Raw genomic sequence first — 17,085 nt, forward strand, 5'->3', positions numbered from 1 at the left:
CTTTAAAACTCGGTCTTGATTTCCCGGTTCAGCAGGGTGTCGACCGCATGAGCGGCAGGCATGCCATCGAACAATACCTGGTAGACCGTATGGGCGACCGGCATGTCTACGCCGAGTTCGTCGGCCAGTGCGGCGACTTCGCGTGCGGTGGTGACGCCTTCGGCCACATGGCCAAGTTCGCGGAGGATGGCATCGAGCGGCAGGCCGCGGGCAAGCCGCAGGCCGACTTGGCGGTTGCGCGACAGATCGCCGGTGGTGGTGAGAATCAGATCGCCGAGGCCCGACAAGCCCATGAAGGTTTCGAAGTGGCCGCCGAGCTTGACGCCGAGGCGGGTCATTTCGGCGAGGCCGCGGGTGATCAGTGCGGCGCGGGCGTTGTGGCCAAGCTGCAGGCCATCGCAGATGCCGGCGGCAATCGCCATGACATTTTTCAGCGCGCCGCCGAGTTCGACGCCGATGACATCGTCATGCGCATAGATGCGCAGGCGCTGGCCCGACAGGCTCTCTGCCAGATGTTGTGCCAAGGCGGTGTCGTGGCAGGCCAGCGTAAGTGCGGTGGGATAGCCCTGCGCAACTTCCTGGGCAAAGCTGGGGCCCGACAGCACGCCGGTTTGAGCGTGCGTGGGGAGCAGCTCGGCGACGAGTTGATGAGGCAATTTCCGGCTGCCGGGCTCGAAGCCTTTGCTGACCCAGATCAGCGGCGGCAGACTGGTACGGGTGGCCAGAGCGGCCAGGGTCGGGCGCAGGCCGCCGCTGGGGACGGCGAGGACGATGAGGTCGGCCGCCTCGACGGCGGAGCCGAGATCGGGATTGAAGTGCAGCGCGTCCGGTAATCGGCAGTCAGCCAGATAGCGTGCATTGACGCGGGTCGTACGCATGGCGTCGAGTTCGGCCGCATTGCGTCCCCACAGGGTGACGGTATGGTGGGGGGCCCAGCTGGCTGCCAGCGCGGTGCCCCATGCGCCGGCACCCAGTACCGACAGCTTCATTGCCCCCAGACCTCTTGCATCAATATCCAGCCGGTCAGGCCGTTGGCATGTTTGACCGGCAGCCAGCCGGTGGCGTCGGGTTTGCCGGTGACGTCGAGCAGCACGCCGCGTGTGGCACGAAACACAGGGGCGGCATCGGCCCGCGGCTGTTGCCGGACGGTGCCGGTTTCAGCCTTGACGATCACGCTCCGGGGACCGTCGAGGGCTGATTTCTCGATCCATGCCAGCCGGCCGGTGTAGTCGCGCACCTTGACCCAGGCTGCGGTGTCGACGACGACTTCGAGCGGCAGGCCGCTCCCCGCAACAGCCAGCTTGCCGGCTGCGGTCGAGGGGGCGTCGTACAGCACGGTCGCATGTCCGGTGCTGCGGTATTCCAGTGCGCTGGCCGGATCCGCCAGTGCAAACAGCAGGCTGCCTGCGAGCAACAGGCCGGGGCGAAACCGTCGCACGGTCAGCACGTCCGCTTCAATGGGTTTGCGCAGGCGCGGCCTGCTGCTGCGCCTGCTGTTGCTGCAGGAACAGGGCTTCGAAGTTGACCGGATTGAGCAGCAGCGGCGGGAAGCCGGCGCGGATCACCACGTCGGACACGGTCTCGCGCAGATAGGGAAAGACGATGTTGGGGCAGCCGATGCCCAGGACCATGGGCAGCTGGTCCTGCGGCACGTGTTCGATGCGGAAGATGCCGGCCTGGGTGCATTCGACCAGGAACATGGTCTTGTCGCCGGTTTTAGCGGTGACGGTGACGGTGATGCTGGCGTGGTACAGGTCTTCGCCGAGTGCGCGGCTTTCGGTCGACATGTTGACGTCGATCTGCGGGGCTTCGCGCTCCAGGTAGATGGCAGGTGCGTTGGGCACTTCCACCGACAGATCCTTGACGTAGAGCTTTTCGATGTTGAATACGGGTTGTTGCGCGTCGGCCATGATGTCTCCCTGAATAAGAAAACCGGAGCCTGCGCTCCGGGGATGGGCCTATTTTACACGGGCTTTAAGTCGCCTCCATGAATCTGCCGCGCGATGACGGGACCTGCTTCGCAACCTTATTGGACGCCTTGCGACGCCAGCCAGCGTTTCAGCGCATGGGCTTCCATCGCACCCGAGATGCGCGCGGCCTCGACGCCATTCCGGAACAGGATCAGGCTGGGGATGCCTTTGATGTGGTGGCGCATCGACACCTGCGGATGGGCTTCGGTATCGACCTTGGCGAAGCGTGCACGCGTGCCCATCTCGGCGGCCACCTGCTGGAACACCGGCGCCATCATCTTGCAGGGGCCGCACCAGCCGGCCCAGAAATCGACCAGAACTGGCAGTCCGGCCTTGGCGATGAAGCGGTCGAACGTGTCGGCGGTGAGATCCACGGGTTTACCCGGCAGCAAGGGCGTGCCGCATTGGCCGCATTTGGGCCCGTTGGACAGCCGATCGTCCGGCACGCGGTTGATGGCGAGGCAGTGGGGGCAGGCAAGTTCCATCGGGATTCCTTGAAGCGAATGATCTTCGCTTCAAGGTGGGGCGCGATGCCGGAAATTCAAGCGTGTTCCGGCAGGTGGCGCAATCAGGCGCGGTTCAGCAGCGGCACCAGTTCGCCCGCGGCGTCGAGTGCGGACGTGTCATCGAAGCCGCCGACGTGGGTGTCGCCGATGAAGACCTGCGGGACGGTACGACGGCCGCCGGTGCGCGTCATCATTTCCTCCTGCTTGGTCGGGTCGAGATCGATGCGGATCTTTTCGATTTCGGTGACGCCGCGGCTCTTCAGCAGCCGCTCTGCGGCGACGCAGTATGGACAGACGGCGGTGCAATACATGACGACTTTGGCCATGGGGCCTCCTTGTTTGGGGATTACTTGGCGACAGGCAGGTTGGCGCGTTCCCACGCCAGGATGCCGCCCGCCTGGTTGTACACGGTCTCGAAACCGGCCTTTTTCAGCAGGTTGCAGGCGCGCGCCGAGCGCTGGCCGCTACGGCAGGTGACGAGGATGGGTTTGGCCTTGAATTTCTCGAGTTCCTGGAGACGGCCGGACAGCTGGCCGAGCGGAATGTGCTTGGCCCTGGGAATGTGGCCGGTGGCAAATTCCTTGTCCTCGCGCACGTCGAGGATCAGCGCGTCGTCGTTGAAAAGGCGGGTGGCTTTCAGCGTGTCGGCTTCCTCGATGCCGGAGAGCTTGCCGCCGATGAAGGACCACACCAGCATGGCGCCGGATACGCCGGCCACGGCCACCAGCATCCAGTTCTGCTGCAGGAATTGAATGTCCATGCCCCCTCCTTACAGCCCGCAGCCCGGTTTGACGCCCGCCTTCTTCAGCATGATGTCCATCGGGCAGAAACGGGTGATGCCGGACTGGAACAGGTTGAAGCCGACGAAGGCGGTGAACCACAGCCACGACAGGCGGGTCATGTCGACGCTGCCGGAAAAGTGTGCCAATGCCAGCGACAGCATGATGAAAAATCCGGCGATGATGCGGACCATACGTTCAACGGTCATGATGAAACTCCTGCTTTCGGTGAAGAATGTTTACGGTAGTTGGCAGCGTAATACAGCACGGGAATCACCACCAGCGTCAGCAAGGTGGAGACGAAAATGCCGAAAATCAAGGATACCGCCAGTCCAGAGAAAATCGGATCGTCGAGTATGAAGAAAGCGCCCAGCATGGCGGCCAGCCCAGTCAGCACGATGGGCTTGGCCCGGGTGGCCCCGGCCTGGATCACTGCTTCCTGGAAATCCATGCCCGCGGCCGCCTGCTCGTTGATGAAATCGACCAGCAGGATCGAGTTGCGCACGATGATGCCGGCCAGAGCAATCATCCCGATCATCGACGTGGCGGTGAACTGCGCGCCGAGCAGGGCATGGCCCGGCATCACGCCGATGATCGTGAGCGGGATCGGCGCCATGATGACGAGCGGGGTCAGGTAGCTCTTGAATTGCGCGACGACCAGGATATAGATCAGCATCAGCCCGACTGCATAGGCGAGCCCCATGTCGCGGAAGGTCTCATAGGTGACCTGCCACTCGCCGTCCCATTTCAGGCTGAATCCGGTGTAGGGATCGGCGGGCTGGTGGATGAAGTACTCCGACAGCGTGCCGCCCTGCGCCAGCGGTTTGTCTTTCAGTGCGCCGCGCATTTCGAACAGGCCATACAGCGGCGAATCCAGCTTGCCGCCCGTGTCGCCGACCACGAAGACCACGGGCAGCAGGTCCTTGTGGTAGATGGTTTTTTCGCGTGCGCTCGGCATCACTTCAATCAGCTCCGACAGGGGCACCAGGTTGCCGTCGTTACCGCGCACCGTCAGTTTCAGTAAATCGTCGAGCCCGCTCTGACGTTCAGGCGGCAGGGTGATGCGCACCGGAATTTCGTACTTGGCGCCGCTGCCGTGGATGGGCGTGACATTCTCGCCCGACAGCCCCATCTTCATCGCCGCGACGATGTCCTTCTGTGCCACGCCGGCGACCGCGGCCTTGTTTTGCAGCACGCGCAGCACGAAGCGCTGGGCATCGTCTTCGACCGTGTCGTCGATGGCGACGATGCCCTTGGTTTTCTCGAAAACGCTGCGTACCTGCTTGGCAACCTGGATCTGTGCGTCGTAATCGGGGCCGTATATTTCGGCCACGATCGGTGACATTACCGGCGGCCCGGGCGGCACCTCGACCACTTTGACGTCGGCACCGTGCTTCCTGGCGATCGCTTCGACCACCGGACGGATCGCCTGTGCAATTTCGTGGCTCTTGCGGTCGCGGTCGTGTTTGTCGAGCAGGTTGACCTGCAAATCCCCGACCTCGGGGCCTGAGCGCAGGTAATACTGTCGCACCAGGCCGTTGAAATTGATCGGTGCAGCGGTGCCGGCATAGGCCTGATAGTCGGTGACTTCAGGGACTTGCGCAACCGCCGTGCCCATTTCGCTCAGCACCTGGGCAGTCTTTTCCAGGGGCGTGCCAATCGGCATGTCGACGATGATCTGGAATTCGGACTTGTTGTCGAACGGCAGCATTTTCAGGATGACGAGCTTGACCATCGGCAAGGCGACCGACAGCAGAATGGCGACGCCGATCCCCAGCCACAGCTTGCGACGCGCACCCTTGCCCTCGCTGCCGCGCAGGAAAGGCGTGAGGCGGGCGCGGAACAGGGCGAGCAACTTGTTGTCGCTTGTCGCGTGTGCGCCGTGCGCTTCTTGCTTGATCAGTTTCAGCGCCAGCCAGGGCGTGACGATGAAGGCGATGGCGAGCGAGATCACCATGCCGATCGAGGCATTGATCGGAATCGGGCTCATGTACGGGCCCATCAGGCCGCTGACGAAAGCCATGGGCAGCAAGGCTGCGATCACGGTGAGGGTGGCGAGGATGGTCGGCCCGCCCACTTCGTCGACTGCACGCGGAATGATCGCTTCGAGGCCATCGTGGTCCAGATTCATGCGACGGTGAATGTTTTCCACCACCACGATGGCGTCATCGACCAGGATGCCGATCGAGAATATGAGTGCGAACAGCGACACCCGGTTGAGCGTGAATCCCCAGGCCCACGAGGCGAACAGCGTGGCCGCGAGCGTCAGCAGCACTGCGGCACCGACGATCAATGCTTCGCGCTTGCCGATGGCGAACAGCACCAGCAAGACGACCGAGGCCGTCGCGAAAATCAGCTTCTGGATCAGCTTCTTGGCCTTGTCGTCGGCGGTGGCGCCGTAGTTGCGGGTGACGCTGACCTCGACGCCTTCTGGCAAGACACTGTTTTGCAGGCTGTTGACGCGTGCGATGACCTTTCTGGCCACGTCGACTGCGTTCTCGCCGGGCTTCTTGGAAATCGCCAGTGTGACCGCCGGGTAGGTCTGGCCATTGTCGGCCTTGTTTTTTCCGCCGGCGCCAGGGCCATGCCAGACGTAGCGGGTGGGCTGGTCGGGGCCGGCCGTCACGCTCGCCACATCGCTGATGTAGACCGGGCGGCCCTGTGCAACGCCGACGACAAGTTGACGGACGTCGTCGGCGCCGGTGAGGAAGGTTCCGGTCTGGACGAGAATTTCCTGGTTGTTCGAGACCAGCGTGCCGGAGGGTTGGGCGGCGTTGGAGACCTGCAGCGCGTCGCGGATGTCCTTGGGTGTAATGCCGAATGCGGCCATGCGATCGGGATCCATCATCACCCGCACGGCGCGGCCGGGGCCGCCGATGGTCGTGACTTCGCGGGTGCCGGAAATGCGCTTGAGTTCGATTTCGGCCGCGTGGGCGGCCTGCTCCAGTTCGTAGGCGCCGCGGTTCGGATCGCGCGTCCACAGGGTGACGGTGACGATCGGCACGTCGTCGATGCCGAGCGGTTTGATGATGGGCTCGCCGACGCCAAGCTCGGGCGAGACCCAGTCACGATTGGCCTGGATGGTGTCGTACAGCCGCACCAGCGCCTGGGTGCGGTCCTGGCCGACCAGATACTGCACGGTCAGAATCGCCATGCCGGGCTTGGAGACCGAGTAGATGTGCTCGATCCCGGCGATCTGCGACAGCACCTGTTCGGCGGGCGTTGCCACCAGGGCTTCGACGTCCTTGGCCGACGCGCCGGGGAAGGGGATGAACACGTTGGCCATGGTCACGTTGATCTGCGGCTCTTCCTCGCGCGGCGTGACCAGAATGGCAATCAGGCCCAGCAGGGCCGCGATCAATGCGATCAGCGGCGTGAGCTGGGACGTGAGGAAGAAACGGGCGATGCGTCCGGAGAGTCCCATGCGTCTGTCCGTTTACTTGGCTGGCTGGTTGGCGGCGCTTTTGGCGTAGATGCCCGCCTTGACCGGCTCGAGCGCAATGACGTCGCCCGGGTTCAGCCCGGCCAGCACTTCCACCTGCCCGCGTGCGTTCGGCGTACCCAGTCGGACCTGCCGCAGGCTTACCTTGCCCTGATTGACGACATAGACTGCGGTGATTTCAGAACGCCGGACGACGGCGCTGAGCGGGATGGTGAGCTTGCGCGCGCTGGCCATGGAGAAATGCGCACGCGCGAACATCCCGGGAATGACGCCTTCCACGTCGGCAGGCAGGTCGATGCGCACCTTGACCGTGTGGGTGGCCACGTCGGCGGACGGCAGCACGGTGATGCCGGTGGCGGCAATCCATTTGTTGAGCGAGGGAATCTCGACTGCGACGCGCGGTGCAGCCTTGACCTCGGCGAGCTTATATTGCGGGATGTTGGCAATGACCCGCATGTCCTTGGGGTCGAAGCCGGTCATCAGCGGTTTGCCGGGCGTAACGGTTTCGCCGACTTCGACATGGCGGGCGGCCACAATTCCGGAAAACGGCGCGGTGATCACGGTGTAACCACTGACCGCTGCAGTTTGTCCCGCGCCGGCGCGGGCAGCGCGGGCGGCCGCCTCGGCTGAGCGGTACTCGGCCGTGGCGCGATCGAGCGCGGCCTGACTGATGAATTTCTGCTGGAACAGTTGCTGCTGGCGTTCGTAATTGGCGCGTGCATTCTCCAGCGTGGCGGTAGCCTGGGCCACTTGTGCCTGGCTGCCCGTCGCGGCCGAGGACAACTCCTGGGCAGACAGCCGTACGATCACCGATCCTGCCTTGACGTAATCTCCCGCATCGAAATTGACCGCGGCCACGCGTCCCGATACCTGGGCCGCGACGGTGGACTGCTTGACGGCCTCGACGGTGGCTTCGGTGCTGTAGCCTGTATCCGTCATCTGGTAATTCACCGTGGTGGTGGTAAATGGCAGGGCAGCCCAGGCGGGTTGCGAAACGAGTACGGCACAGGCCAGCAGGCAGGCAAACTTAGACACTGACGCATCTCCCGAAAAATCGTCCATTAGTATAGTCTAATATATTATTTAATTCAATAACTTGTGATGGACGTGGTGACTCGTTCTGGCTTGTCATGCGCACTCGCTCAGTGAGGTTTCCCCTCGGTCGCCCCGGCAGCGAGGGGGCTGTACGGAATATAAGCTTAGCCCGTCTCACCTCGTGGCATGCAGATCCGATTCGCTCAGGCACTACGCTTCTTCTTGCGGCCGCCGGCCGGAGATGAAATGTCGTGTACTAGGTGCAAGGGGGCCACGAGTGGAGGCATGGAGCTCCCCGTGATATCTGACAGGCGATAAAAATCCAGGGTGGCCAAGAAGCTTTTGCGTGCCTCGATCAGAATGGATTTCAGCGCGCATGCCGGCAGCATCGGGCAATTCTGGTGCTCGGCGCTGAAGCATTCCGCGATGTCCATGTTGTCTTCGGTGTCCCGTACCAGATCGCCTACGTTGATCATGTCTGGTGATCTGGCAAGCCGCATGCCACCCCCCTTCCCACGCACCGTCACGATGTAGCCGCATTGCGCCAGGCGATGTACCACCTTCATCAGGTGCGTGGAGGGGATGTCGTACTCCTGCGCAATGTCGGCAATGGTCGCCAAGCCGTTTGGGTGACGAGCCAGATAAATCATCACACGCAAGGAAAAGTCCGTGAATTTGGTCAGCCGCATGGCATCTCCTTCGGTCTGCGTTATGCCATGTGGCGTTGTGCTGGATGCTCCGATTGACACGTCATTATATCTGGCCGCGTCTGGCCGTGCGCCCGGCCTCGGATTGGCACTTTATAACCATTAGGAAATTGAAGCCCAGGTCCTTGTCATATGGCATTTGTTAAGATATATTTCATATATATCTTAAAGGGAGGCCATATGAAAAAAGGATTTCACCGTCGAATCAGCATCAACCGCGGCGCGGCCCTGTTGTGTCTGGGGGTGGCTTTGGGTCATCCCATGCCCGGGTATGCCGACAAGCACACGTTCGAGATGACGATCGAGGACACCAAGATCACGCTGGTCGACAAGCAGCAATTCCACACATTCGCCTTCAATGGTCAGGTGCCGGGCCCCTTGATTCATGTCAAGGAAGGCGACGAGCTCACCGTCAACGTCAACAATCTGACCACGTTGCCGCACACGATTCACTGGCACGGCATGTTGCAAAAAGGAACCTGGCGCATGGATGGCGTGCCGGACACCACCCAGTCTGCGATCAAGCCTGGCGACACCTTTACCTACAAGTTCATTGCCGAGCCGTCCGGCACCATGTGGTACCACTGCCATGTCAACGTCAATGAGCACGCGGCGATGCGCGGCATGTGGGGCCCCTTTATCGTCGATCCGAAAACGCCCAAACCGATCGAGAAGAAGGTGACGAAGGACTACATCCTGATGTTGTCCGACTGGGCGTCGAAATGGGCTTTCAAACCGGGTTACGGCGGCGTCCCCGGGGATGTGTGGGATTACTTCACGCTCAACGGCAAGGCGTTTCCCGATTCGCAACCACTTCGGGTGAACAAGGGCGACGTGGTGCGGATCCGCCTGATCGGCGCGGGCGAGCTGACCCACTCCATCCATATCCACGGCCACGTCTTCCAGGTGGCCTTCAAGGATGGCCGTCCGCTGCCCATGCCCTACGAGGCAGACACCATCATGGTCGGCCCGGGCGAACGCTACGACCTCATCCTGACCGCCGACAACCCGGGTCGCTGGATGGTGCATGACCACGTCGACTCCCACACGATGAACGGCGACAAGCCGATGGGCGGCCTGATGACGGTCATCGAATACAACGAAATCAACCGCAACGACCCGTTCTACGCCTGGAAGGACAAGGCGTTCGTGCCAGATTTCTACTACGAGGAGTCCCTGAAAAAGCCGTACGGCATGTACGACGCGCCGGCCTTCAAGGGCCAGGCCATTCAATAAGCGAAAGGATCGATGATGAAGTTATCTCTTCTGGCCGCATTGGCCATGGGGCTGGTCGCAGCTCCGGCATTCGCGGCAGACAGTGTCGGGGCTGGCATCCTGAAATCGCAATGCATCAGTTGCCACGCCATTGTAAAACCGGACAACGCCAGTCTCGACCGCCTGTGGGAGCGGAAGGGGCCGGACCTGTACTACGCAGGCAGCAAGTTCAACAAGCCATGGCTGGTGAAATGGCTGCAGGACCCCGCACGTATCCGGCCTGCGGGTGAGTTCTACACCAAGCATATCAAGGGCAGCGACAAGGAGGACGTCGTGGATGAATCCACCCTGACGCCGCATGTAAAGCTGTCGAAAGCGGATGCGGAGGCGGTGGCCGATGCGCTCATGGCGCTGACCGGCCCGGCAGATCGGGTGACCAAGGGCGCGTTCAAGGGCAACAAGGTGAGCATGTCCATGGGCGCGATGTTCTTCAACAAGCTCCGCGGCTGCGCCGCCTGCCATCAGGCCAAGCCCGGAACCGGCGGTTCCTCTGGGCCTGAGCTCTACACCGCAGGCGAGCGCCTGCAGCCCGATTACATCTACAGCTACATCAAGAACCCGCAGGCGATCGATCCGCACATCTGGATGCCCACGCTCAACCTGGCCGAACCGGATCTGCAACGACTGACGGGTTACATCCTGCAACTCAGCGCATCGGAGGGGAAATGAAAATGAATTTCGGTCCACGCATGCCCGCATTCCTGCGGGCAGGGCTCCTCGTGGCCACCTGTTTCGTGTCCGGCGGCCCTGCCTCGGCAGATGAGCCGTACACGCAGCGTGCGCTGCGAAACTACAACACCTACTGCGTTCAGTGCCACGGCATCAACCGCAATGGCAGAGGAATCAACAGTCGCGATATGTCGGTCCAGCCACGGGATCACAGCGACGCGAAGGGGATGGGCGACATTCCCAACGAGGAAATATTTCACGTCATCAAGGACGGCGGGCTGGCAGTGAACAAGTCGGTCCTCATGCCGGCCTGGGGCAACGTCATGAATGACGAGGAAATCAAGGAGTTGGTGGCGTATCTACGCTTTGTCTGCAACTGTGGTTCGGGTAAATAACAAGGAGCTTCAAAATGAAACAAAACAAGATGCTGGGGATGGCGCTGGCAGGCGTGACGGCATTGTCGATGCTGTCATTCCAGGCCGAGGCGAAAACGGTGCAAGTCACGCTGCACGCAACGGAAGTGGATTTGCCGATCGATAACAAGGGGACGATGTACCGAACCTGGACCTTCGACGGCAAGGTGCCGGGCCCAGTGGTTCGGGTTACCGAAGGCGACACGGTCGAGTTCACGCTGATCAACGACAAAACCAACAAGAATTCACACTCCATGGATTTCCATGCGGCGCGACTGGATGTGGTAAAGGACTTCGGGTCCATCAAGCCGGGCGAGGAGAAGCACTACACTTTTACCGCCAATTATCCAGGCGTGTTCTTCTACCACTGCGGCTCCGATCCGATGATCCAGCACATCGCACGCGGCATGTTCGGGACCATTATCGTCGATCCGAAGGATGCCCATGCCATGCCGAATGCGGATCGCGAATACGTGCTGATCCAGTCCGAGCTCTATCCGAACCCGGACGCCAAGGAAGACATGATGCAGAACAAGTGGAGCAACGTCATGTTCAACGGCGGTATCTTCAAGTATGACCCGGTGCACGATCCGGCAGCGACCCGTTGGTTGCAGGCCAAGCCGGGCGAGCGTGTGCGCGTCTACTTCGTCAACGCGGGTCCCAACGAGTTTTCATCCTTCCATCCGATCGCGGGAATCTGGGATGCGGTCTACCCCAGCGGCAACCCGCAGAACGTGGAGCATGGCCTGCAAAGTTTTGTCGTGGGACCGGGCGACGCAGCGACATTCGACCTGATCTCGCCCAAGGAAGGCGCCAATGCGATTGTGACCCACTCGCTGAAGGCTGCCCTCACGGGGGCCATTGCAGTGATCATGTTCAGCAATGATGCCGATCCCAACATGGGCCACGGCGAGCAGATCCTCGTTCGCTGATGGCAGGAAAGTGATGGGCGCCGAGTACCTGGCTGAGATGGGTGCTCGGCGCCCACTCAACATACGGAGATCCACCCATGAATGTCAAACGACAGTCGAACCCCGTCGTACGCGTGCTGGCGAATGTATCGTTCCTTGCCGTACTCGCCGGCGTCGCACCGGGATACGCCGCTCAAGCGGCAAGCCAGGATGGAGGCGTGCCTGCAACACATATCAGGATATCCGGCAACGACCGGCCGGATTCGCTCATACCGCGCAATGCCGAGGACAATTGGACATGCCCCATGCATCCCGAGATTCATCGCCACGAACCCGGAAAGTGTCCCGTGTGCAAGATGAAACTGGTCAAGGCCAAGCCGAAGAACGTCTAGCCGCCGCGATCCGGATGGCCCTTTGATTCGCGTCAGTAACAGGCTGGATATCCTCCCATGACCTCGTCGTTTGTTCGTACGTTGTATTACGGTGTGCTGCTGGCCGTTCCTGTCTGCATGGCAGGCGTCGCGTATTTTGCAGAACGGCTTCCGGGCGTGAGGTCGGATGGCATCGTGCAGTCCGCGCAGGCTTCGGATCGCCTTGAGCCGCTGGATGGAACGGCGGGCATCCGGAAAATGTGGGTCTGCCCCATGCACCCCAATATTCTCCAGGACCACCCCGGGTCCTGCCCGATATGCGGAATGGATCTGGTGGAGACGGGCGCTGCACATGATCATCGCACAGCGGGCATACAGGTCGACACGGCGTTGCAGCAGCGCATGGGCATGCGGTTGGCGGATGTGACGACGCACCGTATGAGCCGGGCGGTGCATACCTACGGCAACGTCGGAATCGACGAGACTTCCCTTTACAGCATCAGCCCCAAGATCGACGGCTGGATTCGCAAACTGCATGTCAGCGCACCGGGACAGCGGGTCACCGCAGGGCAGATCCTGTATGAGATCTATTCGCCCGAACTGGTGCAGCGCCAGCGCGAATATATTGAGCTGCTGCAACGGCGGGATCAGCTGCTGGAAAACATGACGGATTATTCCGGCCAGAATGCCCAAATGGCCGCCAGCCTGGCACGCGAACGCATCCGTACGCGGGATAAGTTCGCCTATGCCGATGTCAGCGACGCCACGCTCGCCGCCATCGAGTCCACCCGCCGCACGATTGACCGGGTACCGGTGTATGCCGCCCGATCCGGCTTTGTCACCCAGATCGGCGCGCGGGAGGGGGACTACGTGACGCCGATGACCAAGCTGTTGACCGTGGCCGATGTCGCCACGGTCTGGATCGACATTGTCCTGTACCCCGACCAGCTCGAATGGGTCAGGGAGGGCGACGACGTGACCGTGACGTTTCCTCATTCCGGGCGACCGCCGCTGACCGGGCATCTCGCGTTCGCCTTGCCTACGGTGGATGGCGCGACGCGCACCGCCCGGGCACGCCTGACGGTGAAGAACACGGATCGCCAGCTTCGGCCGGGCGCATTCGTGGATGTCGTCATTGCCACGCATCCGCGAACGGCGCTCGCGGTACCGCGTTCGGCCGTGATTCGTACCGGCCGGGGCGACCGGGTCATGCTGGCGCGGGAAGGCGGGCATTTCATGCCGGTTCCCGTGGAAACAGGCATCGAGAGCGGCGACCTCGTCGAGATCACCGACGGATTGCAGGAGGGCGCGCGGGTCGCCGTGAGCGGGCAGTTTCTGCTGGATGCGGCGGCCTCCTTGAATGATTCCATGCAGCGCATGCAGAACAGCCGCTGAGCATGATCCGGCGAATCATCGAGTGGTCGCTCGCCAACCGATTGTTGGTGCTGCTGGCCACGCTGCTGCTGGCGGCCTGGGGCGTGTACTCCGCGCAGACTATTGCGCTGGATGCGATACCGGACCTGTCCGATACCCAGGTCATCGTCAAGACGGCGTATCCCGGCCAGTCGCCGCAGCTCGTTGAAGATTCGGTGACCTATCCGCTGACGTCGAGCCTGTTGTCGGTGCCGGGCGCCACGGCCGTGCGCGGTTTTTCCATGTTCGGCGAGTCCTATGTCTACGTCATTTTCAAGGACGGCGTCGATCCGTACTGGGCGCGTTCCCGCGTGCTGGAATATCTGAGCCAGGCGGCGTCACGGCTGCCGGCGGGGGTGACGCCCACACTGGGACCCGATGCATCCGGCACAGGCTGGATATTCGAATACGCGCTGGTGGATCGCCACCATCGCTACGATGCGGACCAGTTGCGGGCAGTCCAGGATTTCTACCTGAAATACGAGTTGCAGGGCCTACCCGGCGTGGCCGAGGTGGCCAGTGTCGGCGGCATGGTGCGCCAGTTCCAGATCGAGGTGGATCCGAACCGCCTGGCCGCCTACGGGATTTCGCTGGAACAGGTCAGCCAGGCGGTGCGCGACAGCAATCTCTCGGGCGGCGGGTCGGTCATGGAGATGGCGCGCGCCGAATACATGATCCGCGCCGATGGCTACCTCAAGACGCTGGACGATTTCCGCACGATCCCTCTGGGCACGGATGCCGAGGGCGTTCCCATCCGGCTACAGGATGTGGCACATGTCCAGACAGGACCGGAAGCGCGGCGAGGGGTGGCTGACCTCGACGGCGAAGGCGACGTCACCGGCGGCATCGTGGTCATGCGCTATGGCAACAATGCGCTGGAAACCGCGGCACGCGTCAAGACCCGTCTCAAGGAACTGCAGGCGGGCCTGCCGCCCGGCGTCGAGTTGGTGGTCACGTATGATCGTTCCGGCCTCATCACGCGCGCCATCGACAATCTACGCAGCAAACTGGTGGAAGAGACCTTGATGGTGGCACTGGTCTGTCTGCTGTTCCTGTTCCATTTGCGCTCGTCCCTGGTTGCCGCGCTCACCCTGCCGGTCGGCATCTTGACTGCGTTCATCGTGATGAAGCAACAGGGCGTGAGCGCCAACATCATGTCTCTGGGCGGCATTGCCATCGCCATCGGCGCCATGGTGGATGCGGCCATCGTGATGATCGAGAACATGCACAAGCATCTTGAGCGGGCCGGGCCTGGCAGCGACTACTGGGCGGTCGCACGCGCCAGTTCGGTCGAAGTCGGCCCCGCGCTCTTCTTCTCGCTGCTCATCATCACGGTGTCCTTCCTGCCGGTTTTTGCGCTCTCGGGCCAGGAAGGAAAACTGTTCGCGCCGCTTGCCTACACCAAGACCTATGCCATGGCGGCGAGCGCGGCGCTGGCCATCACGTTGACGCCGGTGCTGATGGGCTATTTCATTCGCGGCCGCATCGTCCATGAGCGCAGCAATCCGCTCAACCGCTTGCTGCAGGCGTTTTACCGGCCGGCGCTGCTGGCATCACTGAATCACCCCAAACGGGTGTTGCTGCTGGCCGTTCTGTTGCTGGCCAGCGCGGCATGGCCCGTATCCCGTTTGGGCAGCGAGTTCATGCCGCCACTGTATGAAGGCGACCTACTGTACATGCCGACTACGCTGCCGGGCGTATCCATCGACGAGGCCGCCAATATCCTGCAGATCACCGATCGCCTGATCCGCCAGATGCCGGAAGTGGCGCGCGTGTTCGGCAAGGCCGGCCGCGCCGACAGTGCAACCGACCCTGCGCCGTTGTCCATGCTGGAAACCACCATCTTGCTCAAACCGAGGAATGAGTGGCCGCCGGGTGAGACGGTAGAGGAACTGATCCAGAAGCTCGACCGCACCGTACGGTTGCCCGGGCTGACCAATTCCTGGGGCTACCCGATTCGTACTCGCATCGACATGCTGTCCACCGGCATTCGTACAGCGGTCGGCATCAAAATCACCGGCCCCGATCTGGCCGGGATCGCCGCGCTGGCGGAAACGCTCGAAGCCACGCTGAAGAAAATCCCTGGAACGCGCGCCGTATTCGGCGAACGTGTCACCGGTGGGCGGTATCTGGATATCGATATCGACCGCGTTCAGGCTGCGCGTTACGGCGTCACCGTCGCGGCGGTGCAACGCCTGGTCCAAAGCGCCATCGGCGGGGAAAACATCGGTACGGTCGTGGACGGGCGCGAACGGTTTTCCATCAATCTGCGCTATCCGCGCGCCTTGCGTGACTCGATGGAGACGCTTGCCGAAAGCCGGATTGCCACCCCGTCCGGAATCCAGGTGCCGCTCGGGACAGTCGCCCGCCTGCGCATCGCCGACGGGCCGGCCGAAATCAAGAGCGAAAACGGACGCCTGACCGGCTACGTCTATCTCGACATCGAAGGCCGGGACTTGGGCGGCTACGTCGAAGCGGCCCGGCAGGCGGTCGACACCCAGGTCAAGCTGCCGCCTGGCTACGCCATCGCCTGGTCCGGCCAGTACGCGAATCTGCAGCATGCCAGGCAAAAAATGCTGTGGCTGATTCCGCTCACCGTGCTGCTGGTTCTGCTGCTGCTCTACCTGCACTTCCGCGAGCCAGGCAAGGTGGTATTGGTCGCCGTCTGCCTGCCGTTTTCCCTGGTGGGCGGATTCTGGCTGGTCTACTGGCTAGGCTACAACCTGTCGGTGGCGGTGGGCGTCGGCTTCATCGCGTTGGCGGGCGTAGCGGCGGAGTTCGGTGTCGTGATGTTGCTCTATATCGACAAGGCCGTCGAGGAATCCCGGCAGTTGGGCTGCCAGTCGGTTGATCGCGTCGTGCTCCGGCAGGCGGTCGTCCAGGGCGCGCTCATGCGTGTGCGGCCCAAGATGATGACAGTGGCGGTGATCGTGGCGGGCCTGCTGCCCGTCATGTTCAGCGATGGTGCCGGCTCCGAAGCGATGAAGCGGATTGCCGCGCCGTTGGTGGGTGGCATGCTGACGGCACCGCTGCTGTCGCTTTTCGTCATCCCGGCGCTGTACTGGAGTTGGCAGGGGCGTGGCGCGCATTCTCAAACTGGAAATGATTGAGTGGCATTCGAAACACAAGGCCCGGCACGCCTGTGCGTGGCCGGGCCCTGGGATACGGCGGCTTGACTTACTTGGTGAAACCGCAGAAGACGTCGCGCATCATGCCCAGAAGTTTCAGGGTGCGGGTGTCGCCCACGCGATAAAACACGCGGTTGGCATCCTTGCGGGTGCGCAGCACGCCTTTGTCGCGCAGGATGGCAAGGTGCTGCGAGATATTGCTTTGCGATGTGCCGACATGGTCGACGATATCCTGGACGCTGACCTCCTTGTCGCCCAGTACGCAAAGAATTTTCAGGCGCAGAGGATGTGACATGGCTTTCATCGCACGCGAGGCTTGCTCGATGTGCTCGTCCTTGTCCATGAGGTCCACTTGATCCCAGTCAGCTGCCATATTCATTCCTCGGTCCTACGGGTCGCGTAACGGCACGGCCAACTTCGTCAAAATACAGCCGTGCGCTACTTATAATCTTACTTTTTGGATTGC

18 protein-coding genes are annotated in these 17,085 nt (G+C 62.0%); 7 read left to right on the top strand and 11 right to left on the bottom strand.

Annotated elements, in window-relative coordinates; translation table 11 throughout:
* Nucleotides 1–2: 2 nt before the first annotated feature.
* From ABT23_RS00080 to ABT23_RS00125, 10 genes are all read right to left on the bottom strand, one after another.
* The gene (locus tag ABT23_RS00080) at nt 3–989 is read right to left on the bottom strand and encodes an NAD(P)H-dependent glycerol-3-phosphate dehydrogenase (protein WP_296629531.1); all 987 of its coding nucleotides are present in this window, start codon (nt 987–989) and stop codon (nt 3–5) included.
* Nucleotides 986–1,447, bottom strand: a complete 462-nt coding sequence (locus ABT23_RS00085; RefSeq protein ID WP_296629532.1) for an SH3 domain-containing protein — start codon at nt 1,445–1,447, stop codon at nt 986–988. The genes ABT23_RS00080 and ABT23_RS00085 overlap by 4 nt, the downstream gene beginning before the upstream one ends.
* 7 nt (nt 1,448–1,454) lie before the next feature.
* Entirely contained in the window at nt 1,455–1,910 is a 456-nt protein-coding gene (gene secB, locus ABT23_RS00090) for a protein-export chaperone SecB (protein ID WP_296629534.1), read from the bottom strand.
* 116 nt (nt 1,911–2,026) lie between these two features.
* A complete protein-coding gene (gene trxC, locus ABT23_RS00095; protein WP_296629536.1) occupies nt 2,027–2,455 on the bottom strand; it encodes a thioredoxin TrxC in 429 nt (142 codons plus the stop codon).
* An 83-nt stretch (nt 2,456–2,538) separates the two neighbouring features.
* Nucleotides 2,539–2,802, bottom strand: coding sequence for a glutaredoxin 3 (gene grxC / locus ABT23_RS00100; protein ID WP_296629537.1), 264 nt, complete (start codon nt 2,800–2,802; stop codon nt 2,539–2,541).
* A gap of 20 nt (nt 2,803–2,822) precedes the next feature.
* Nucleotides 2,823–3,236: a rhodanese-like domain-containing protein gene (locus tag ABT23_RS00105; protein ID WP_296629539.1), complete on the bottom strand. Its 414-nt coding sequence runs from the start codon at nt 3,234–3,236 to the stop codon at nt 2,823–2,825.
* 9 nt (nt 3,237–3,245) lie between these two features.
* The gene (locus ABT23_RS00110) at nt 3,246–3,464 is read right to left on the bottom strand and encodes a DUF2892 domain-containing protein (protein ID WP_018507106.1); all 219 of its coding nucleotides are present in this window, start codon (nt 3,462–3,464) and stop codon (nt 3,246–3,248) included.
* Nucleotides 3,461–6,679 carry an efflux RND transporter permease subunit gene (locus tag ABT23_RS00115; protein ID WP_296629540.1) on the bottom strand — a complete coding sequence of 1,073 codons (3,219 nt, stop codon included), beginning with the start codon at nt 6,677–6,679 and terminating at the stop codon, nt 3,461–3,463. Before ABT23_RS00115 ends, ABT23_RS00110 begins: the two co-directional genes overlap by 4 nt.
* 12 nt (nt 6,680–6,691) lie before the next feature.
* Nucleotides 6,692–7,732 (bottom strand): efflux RND transporter periplasmic adaptor subunit, encoded by a 1,041-nt coding sequence (locus tag ABT23_RS00120; protein ID WP_296629542.1) that lies wholly within the window; start codon nt 7,730–7,732, stop codon nt 6,692–6,694.
* Between the two features lie 203 nt (nt 7,733–7,935).
* Nucleotides 7,936–8,421 (bottom strand): Rrf2 family transcriptional regulator, encoded by a 486-nt coding sequence (locus ABT23_RS00125; RefSeq protein ID WP_296629543.1) that lies wholly within the window; start codon nt 8,419–8,421, stop codon nt 7,936–7,938.
* Nucleotides 8,422–8,619: 198 nt separating this feature from the next.
* Here ABT23_RS00125 and ABT23_RS00130 point away from each other — a divergent pair, with 198 nt between their 5' ends.
* From ABT23_RS00130 to ABT23_RS00160, 7 genes are all read left to right on the top strand, one after another.
* On the top strand, nt 8,620–9,675 hold the full coding sequence (locus ABT23_RS00130; RefSeq protein WP_296629545.1) for a multicopper oxidase domain-containing protein: 1,056 nt from the start codon (nt 8,620–8,622) through the stop codon (nt 9,673–9,675).
* Nucleotides 9,676–9,690: 15 nt separating this feature from the next.
* On the top strand, nt 9,691–10,383 hold the full coding sequence (locus ABT23_RS00135; RefSeq protein WP_296629546.1) for a c-type cytochrome: 693 nt from the start codon (nt 9,691–9,693) through the stop codon (nt 10,381–10,383).
* Nucleotides 10,380–10,778, top strand: coding sequence for a cytochrome c (locus ABT23_RS00140; RefSeq protein WP_296629547.1), 399 nt, complete (start codon nt 10,380–10,382; stop codon nt 10,776–10,778). Before ABT23_RS00135 ends, ABT23_RS00140 begins: the two co-directional genes overlap by 4 nt.
* A 14-nt stretch (nt 10,779–10,792) precedes the next feature.
* Nucleotides 10,793–11,728: a multicopper oxidase domain-containing protein gene (locus tag ABT23_RS00145; protein ID WP_296629550.1), complete on the top strand. Its 936-nt coding sequence runs from the start codon at nt 10,793–10,795 to the stop codon at nt 11,726–11,728.
* A 77-nt stretch (nt 11,729–11,805) separates the two neighbouring features.
* Nucleotides 11,806–12,099, top strand: a complete 294-nt coding sequence (locus tag ABT23_RS00150) for a heavy metal-binding domain-containing protein (RefSeq protein ID WP_296629552.1) — start codon at nt 11,806–11,808, stop codon at nt 12,097–12,099.
* Between the two features lie 57 nt (nt 12,100–12,156).
* Complete coding sequence (locus ABT23_RS00155; protein WP_296629554.1) at nt 12,157–13,473, top strand: efflux RND transporter periplasmic adaptor subunit; 1,317 nt, start codon at nt 12,157–12,159, stop codon at nt 13,471–13,473.
* Nucleotides 13,474–13,475: 2 nt separating this feature from the next.
* Nucleotides 13,476–16,601: a CusA/CzcA family heavy metal efflux RND transporter gene (locus ABT23_RS00160; RefSeq protein ID WP_296629555.1), complete on the top strand. Its 3,126-nt coding sequence runs from the start codon at nt 13,476–13,478 to the stop codon at nt 16,599–16,601.
* A gap of 67 nt (nt 16,602–16,668) precedes the next feature.
* Here ABT23_RS00160 and ABT23_RS00165 read toward each other — a convergent pair whose 3' ends face one another.
* The gene (locus ABT23_RS00165; RefSeq protein WP_296629558.1) at nt 16,669–16,992 is read right to left on the bottom strand and encodes a metalloregulator ArsR/SmtB family transcription factor; all 324 of its coding nucleotides are present in this window, start codon (nt 16,990–16,992) and stop codon (nt 16,669–16,671) included.
* Nucleotides 16,993–17,085 lie beyond the last annotated feature (93 nt).

Source organism: Thiobacillus sp. SCN 63-57, assembly GCF_001725555.1.
Classification (GTDB): domain Bacteria; phylum Pseudomonadota; class Gammaproteobacteria; order Burkholderiales; family Thiobacillaceae; genus Thiobacillus.

Bases quoted from the DNA above. Each gene is read 5' to 3' on its own strand.
- ABT23_RS00080 (WP_296629531.1), bottom strand. From the start codon at position 989: ATGAAGCTGTCGGTACTGGGTGCCGGCGCATGGGGCACCGCGCTGGCA.
- ABT23_RS00160 (WP_296629555.1), top strand. From the start codon at position 13,476: ATGATCCGGCGAATCATCGAGTGGTCGCTCGCCAACCGATTGTTGGTG.
- ABT23_RS00130 (WP_296629545.1), top strand. From the start codon at position 8,620: ATGAAAAAAGGATTTCACCGTCGAATCAGCATCAACCGCGGCGCGGCC.
- ABT23_RS00155 (WP_296629554.1), top strand. From the start codon at position 12,157: ATGACCTCGTCGTTTGTTCGTACGTTGTATTACGGTGTGCTGCTGGCC.
- ABT23_RS00150 (WP_296629552.1), top strand. From the start codon at position 11,806: ATGAATGTCAAACGACAGTCGAACCCCGTCGTACGCGTGCTGGCGAAT.
- ABT23_RS00135 (WP_296629546.1), top strand. From the start codon at position 9,691: ATGAAGTTATCTCTTCTGGCCGCATTGGCCATGGGGCTGGTCGCAGCT.
- ABT23_RS00125 (WP_296629543.1), bottom strand. From the start codon at position 8,421: ATGCGGCTGACCAAATTCACGGACTTTTCCTTGCGTGTGATGATTTAT.
- ABT23_RS00115 (WP_296629540.1), bottom strand. From the start codon at position 6,679: ATGGGACTCTCCGGACGCATCGCCCGTTTCTTCCTCACGTCCCAGCTC.
- ABT23_RS00165 (WP_296629558.1), bottom strand. From the start codon at position 16,992: ATGGCAGCTGACTGGGATCAAGTGGACCTCATGGACAAGGACGAGCAC.
- grxC (WP_296629537.1), bottom strand. From the start codon at position 2,802: ATGGCCAAAGTCGTCATGTATTGCACCGCCGTCTGTCCATACTGCGTC.
- ABT23_RS00145 (WP_296629550.1), top strand. From the start codon at position 10,793: ATGAAACAAAACAAGATGCTGGGGATGGCGCTGGCAGGCGTGACGGCA.
- ABT23_RS00110 (WP_018507106.1), bottom strand. From the start codon at position 3,464: ATGACCGTTGAACGTATGGTCCGCATCATCGCCGGATTTTTCATCATG.
- secB (WP_296629534.1), bottom strand. From the start codon at position 1,910: ATGGCCGACGCGCAACAACCCGTATTCAACATCGAAAAGCTCTACGTC.
- trxC (WP_296629536.1), bottom strand. From the start codon at position 2,455: ATGGAACTTGCCTGCCCCCACTGCCTCGCCATCAACCGCGTGCCGGAC.
- ABT23_RS00105 (WP_296629539.1), bottom strand. From the start codon at position 3,236: ATGGACATTCAATTCCTGCAGCAGAACTGGATGCTGGTGGCCGTGGCC.
- ABT23_RS00140 (WP_296629547.1), top strand. From the start codon at position 10,380: ATGAAAATGAATTTCGGTCCACGCATGCCCGCATTCCTGCGGGCAGGG.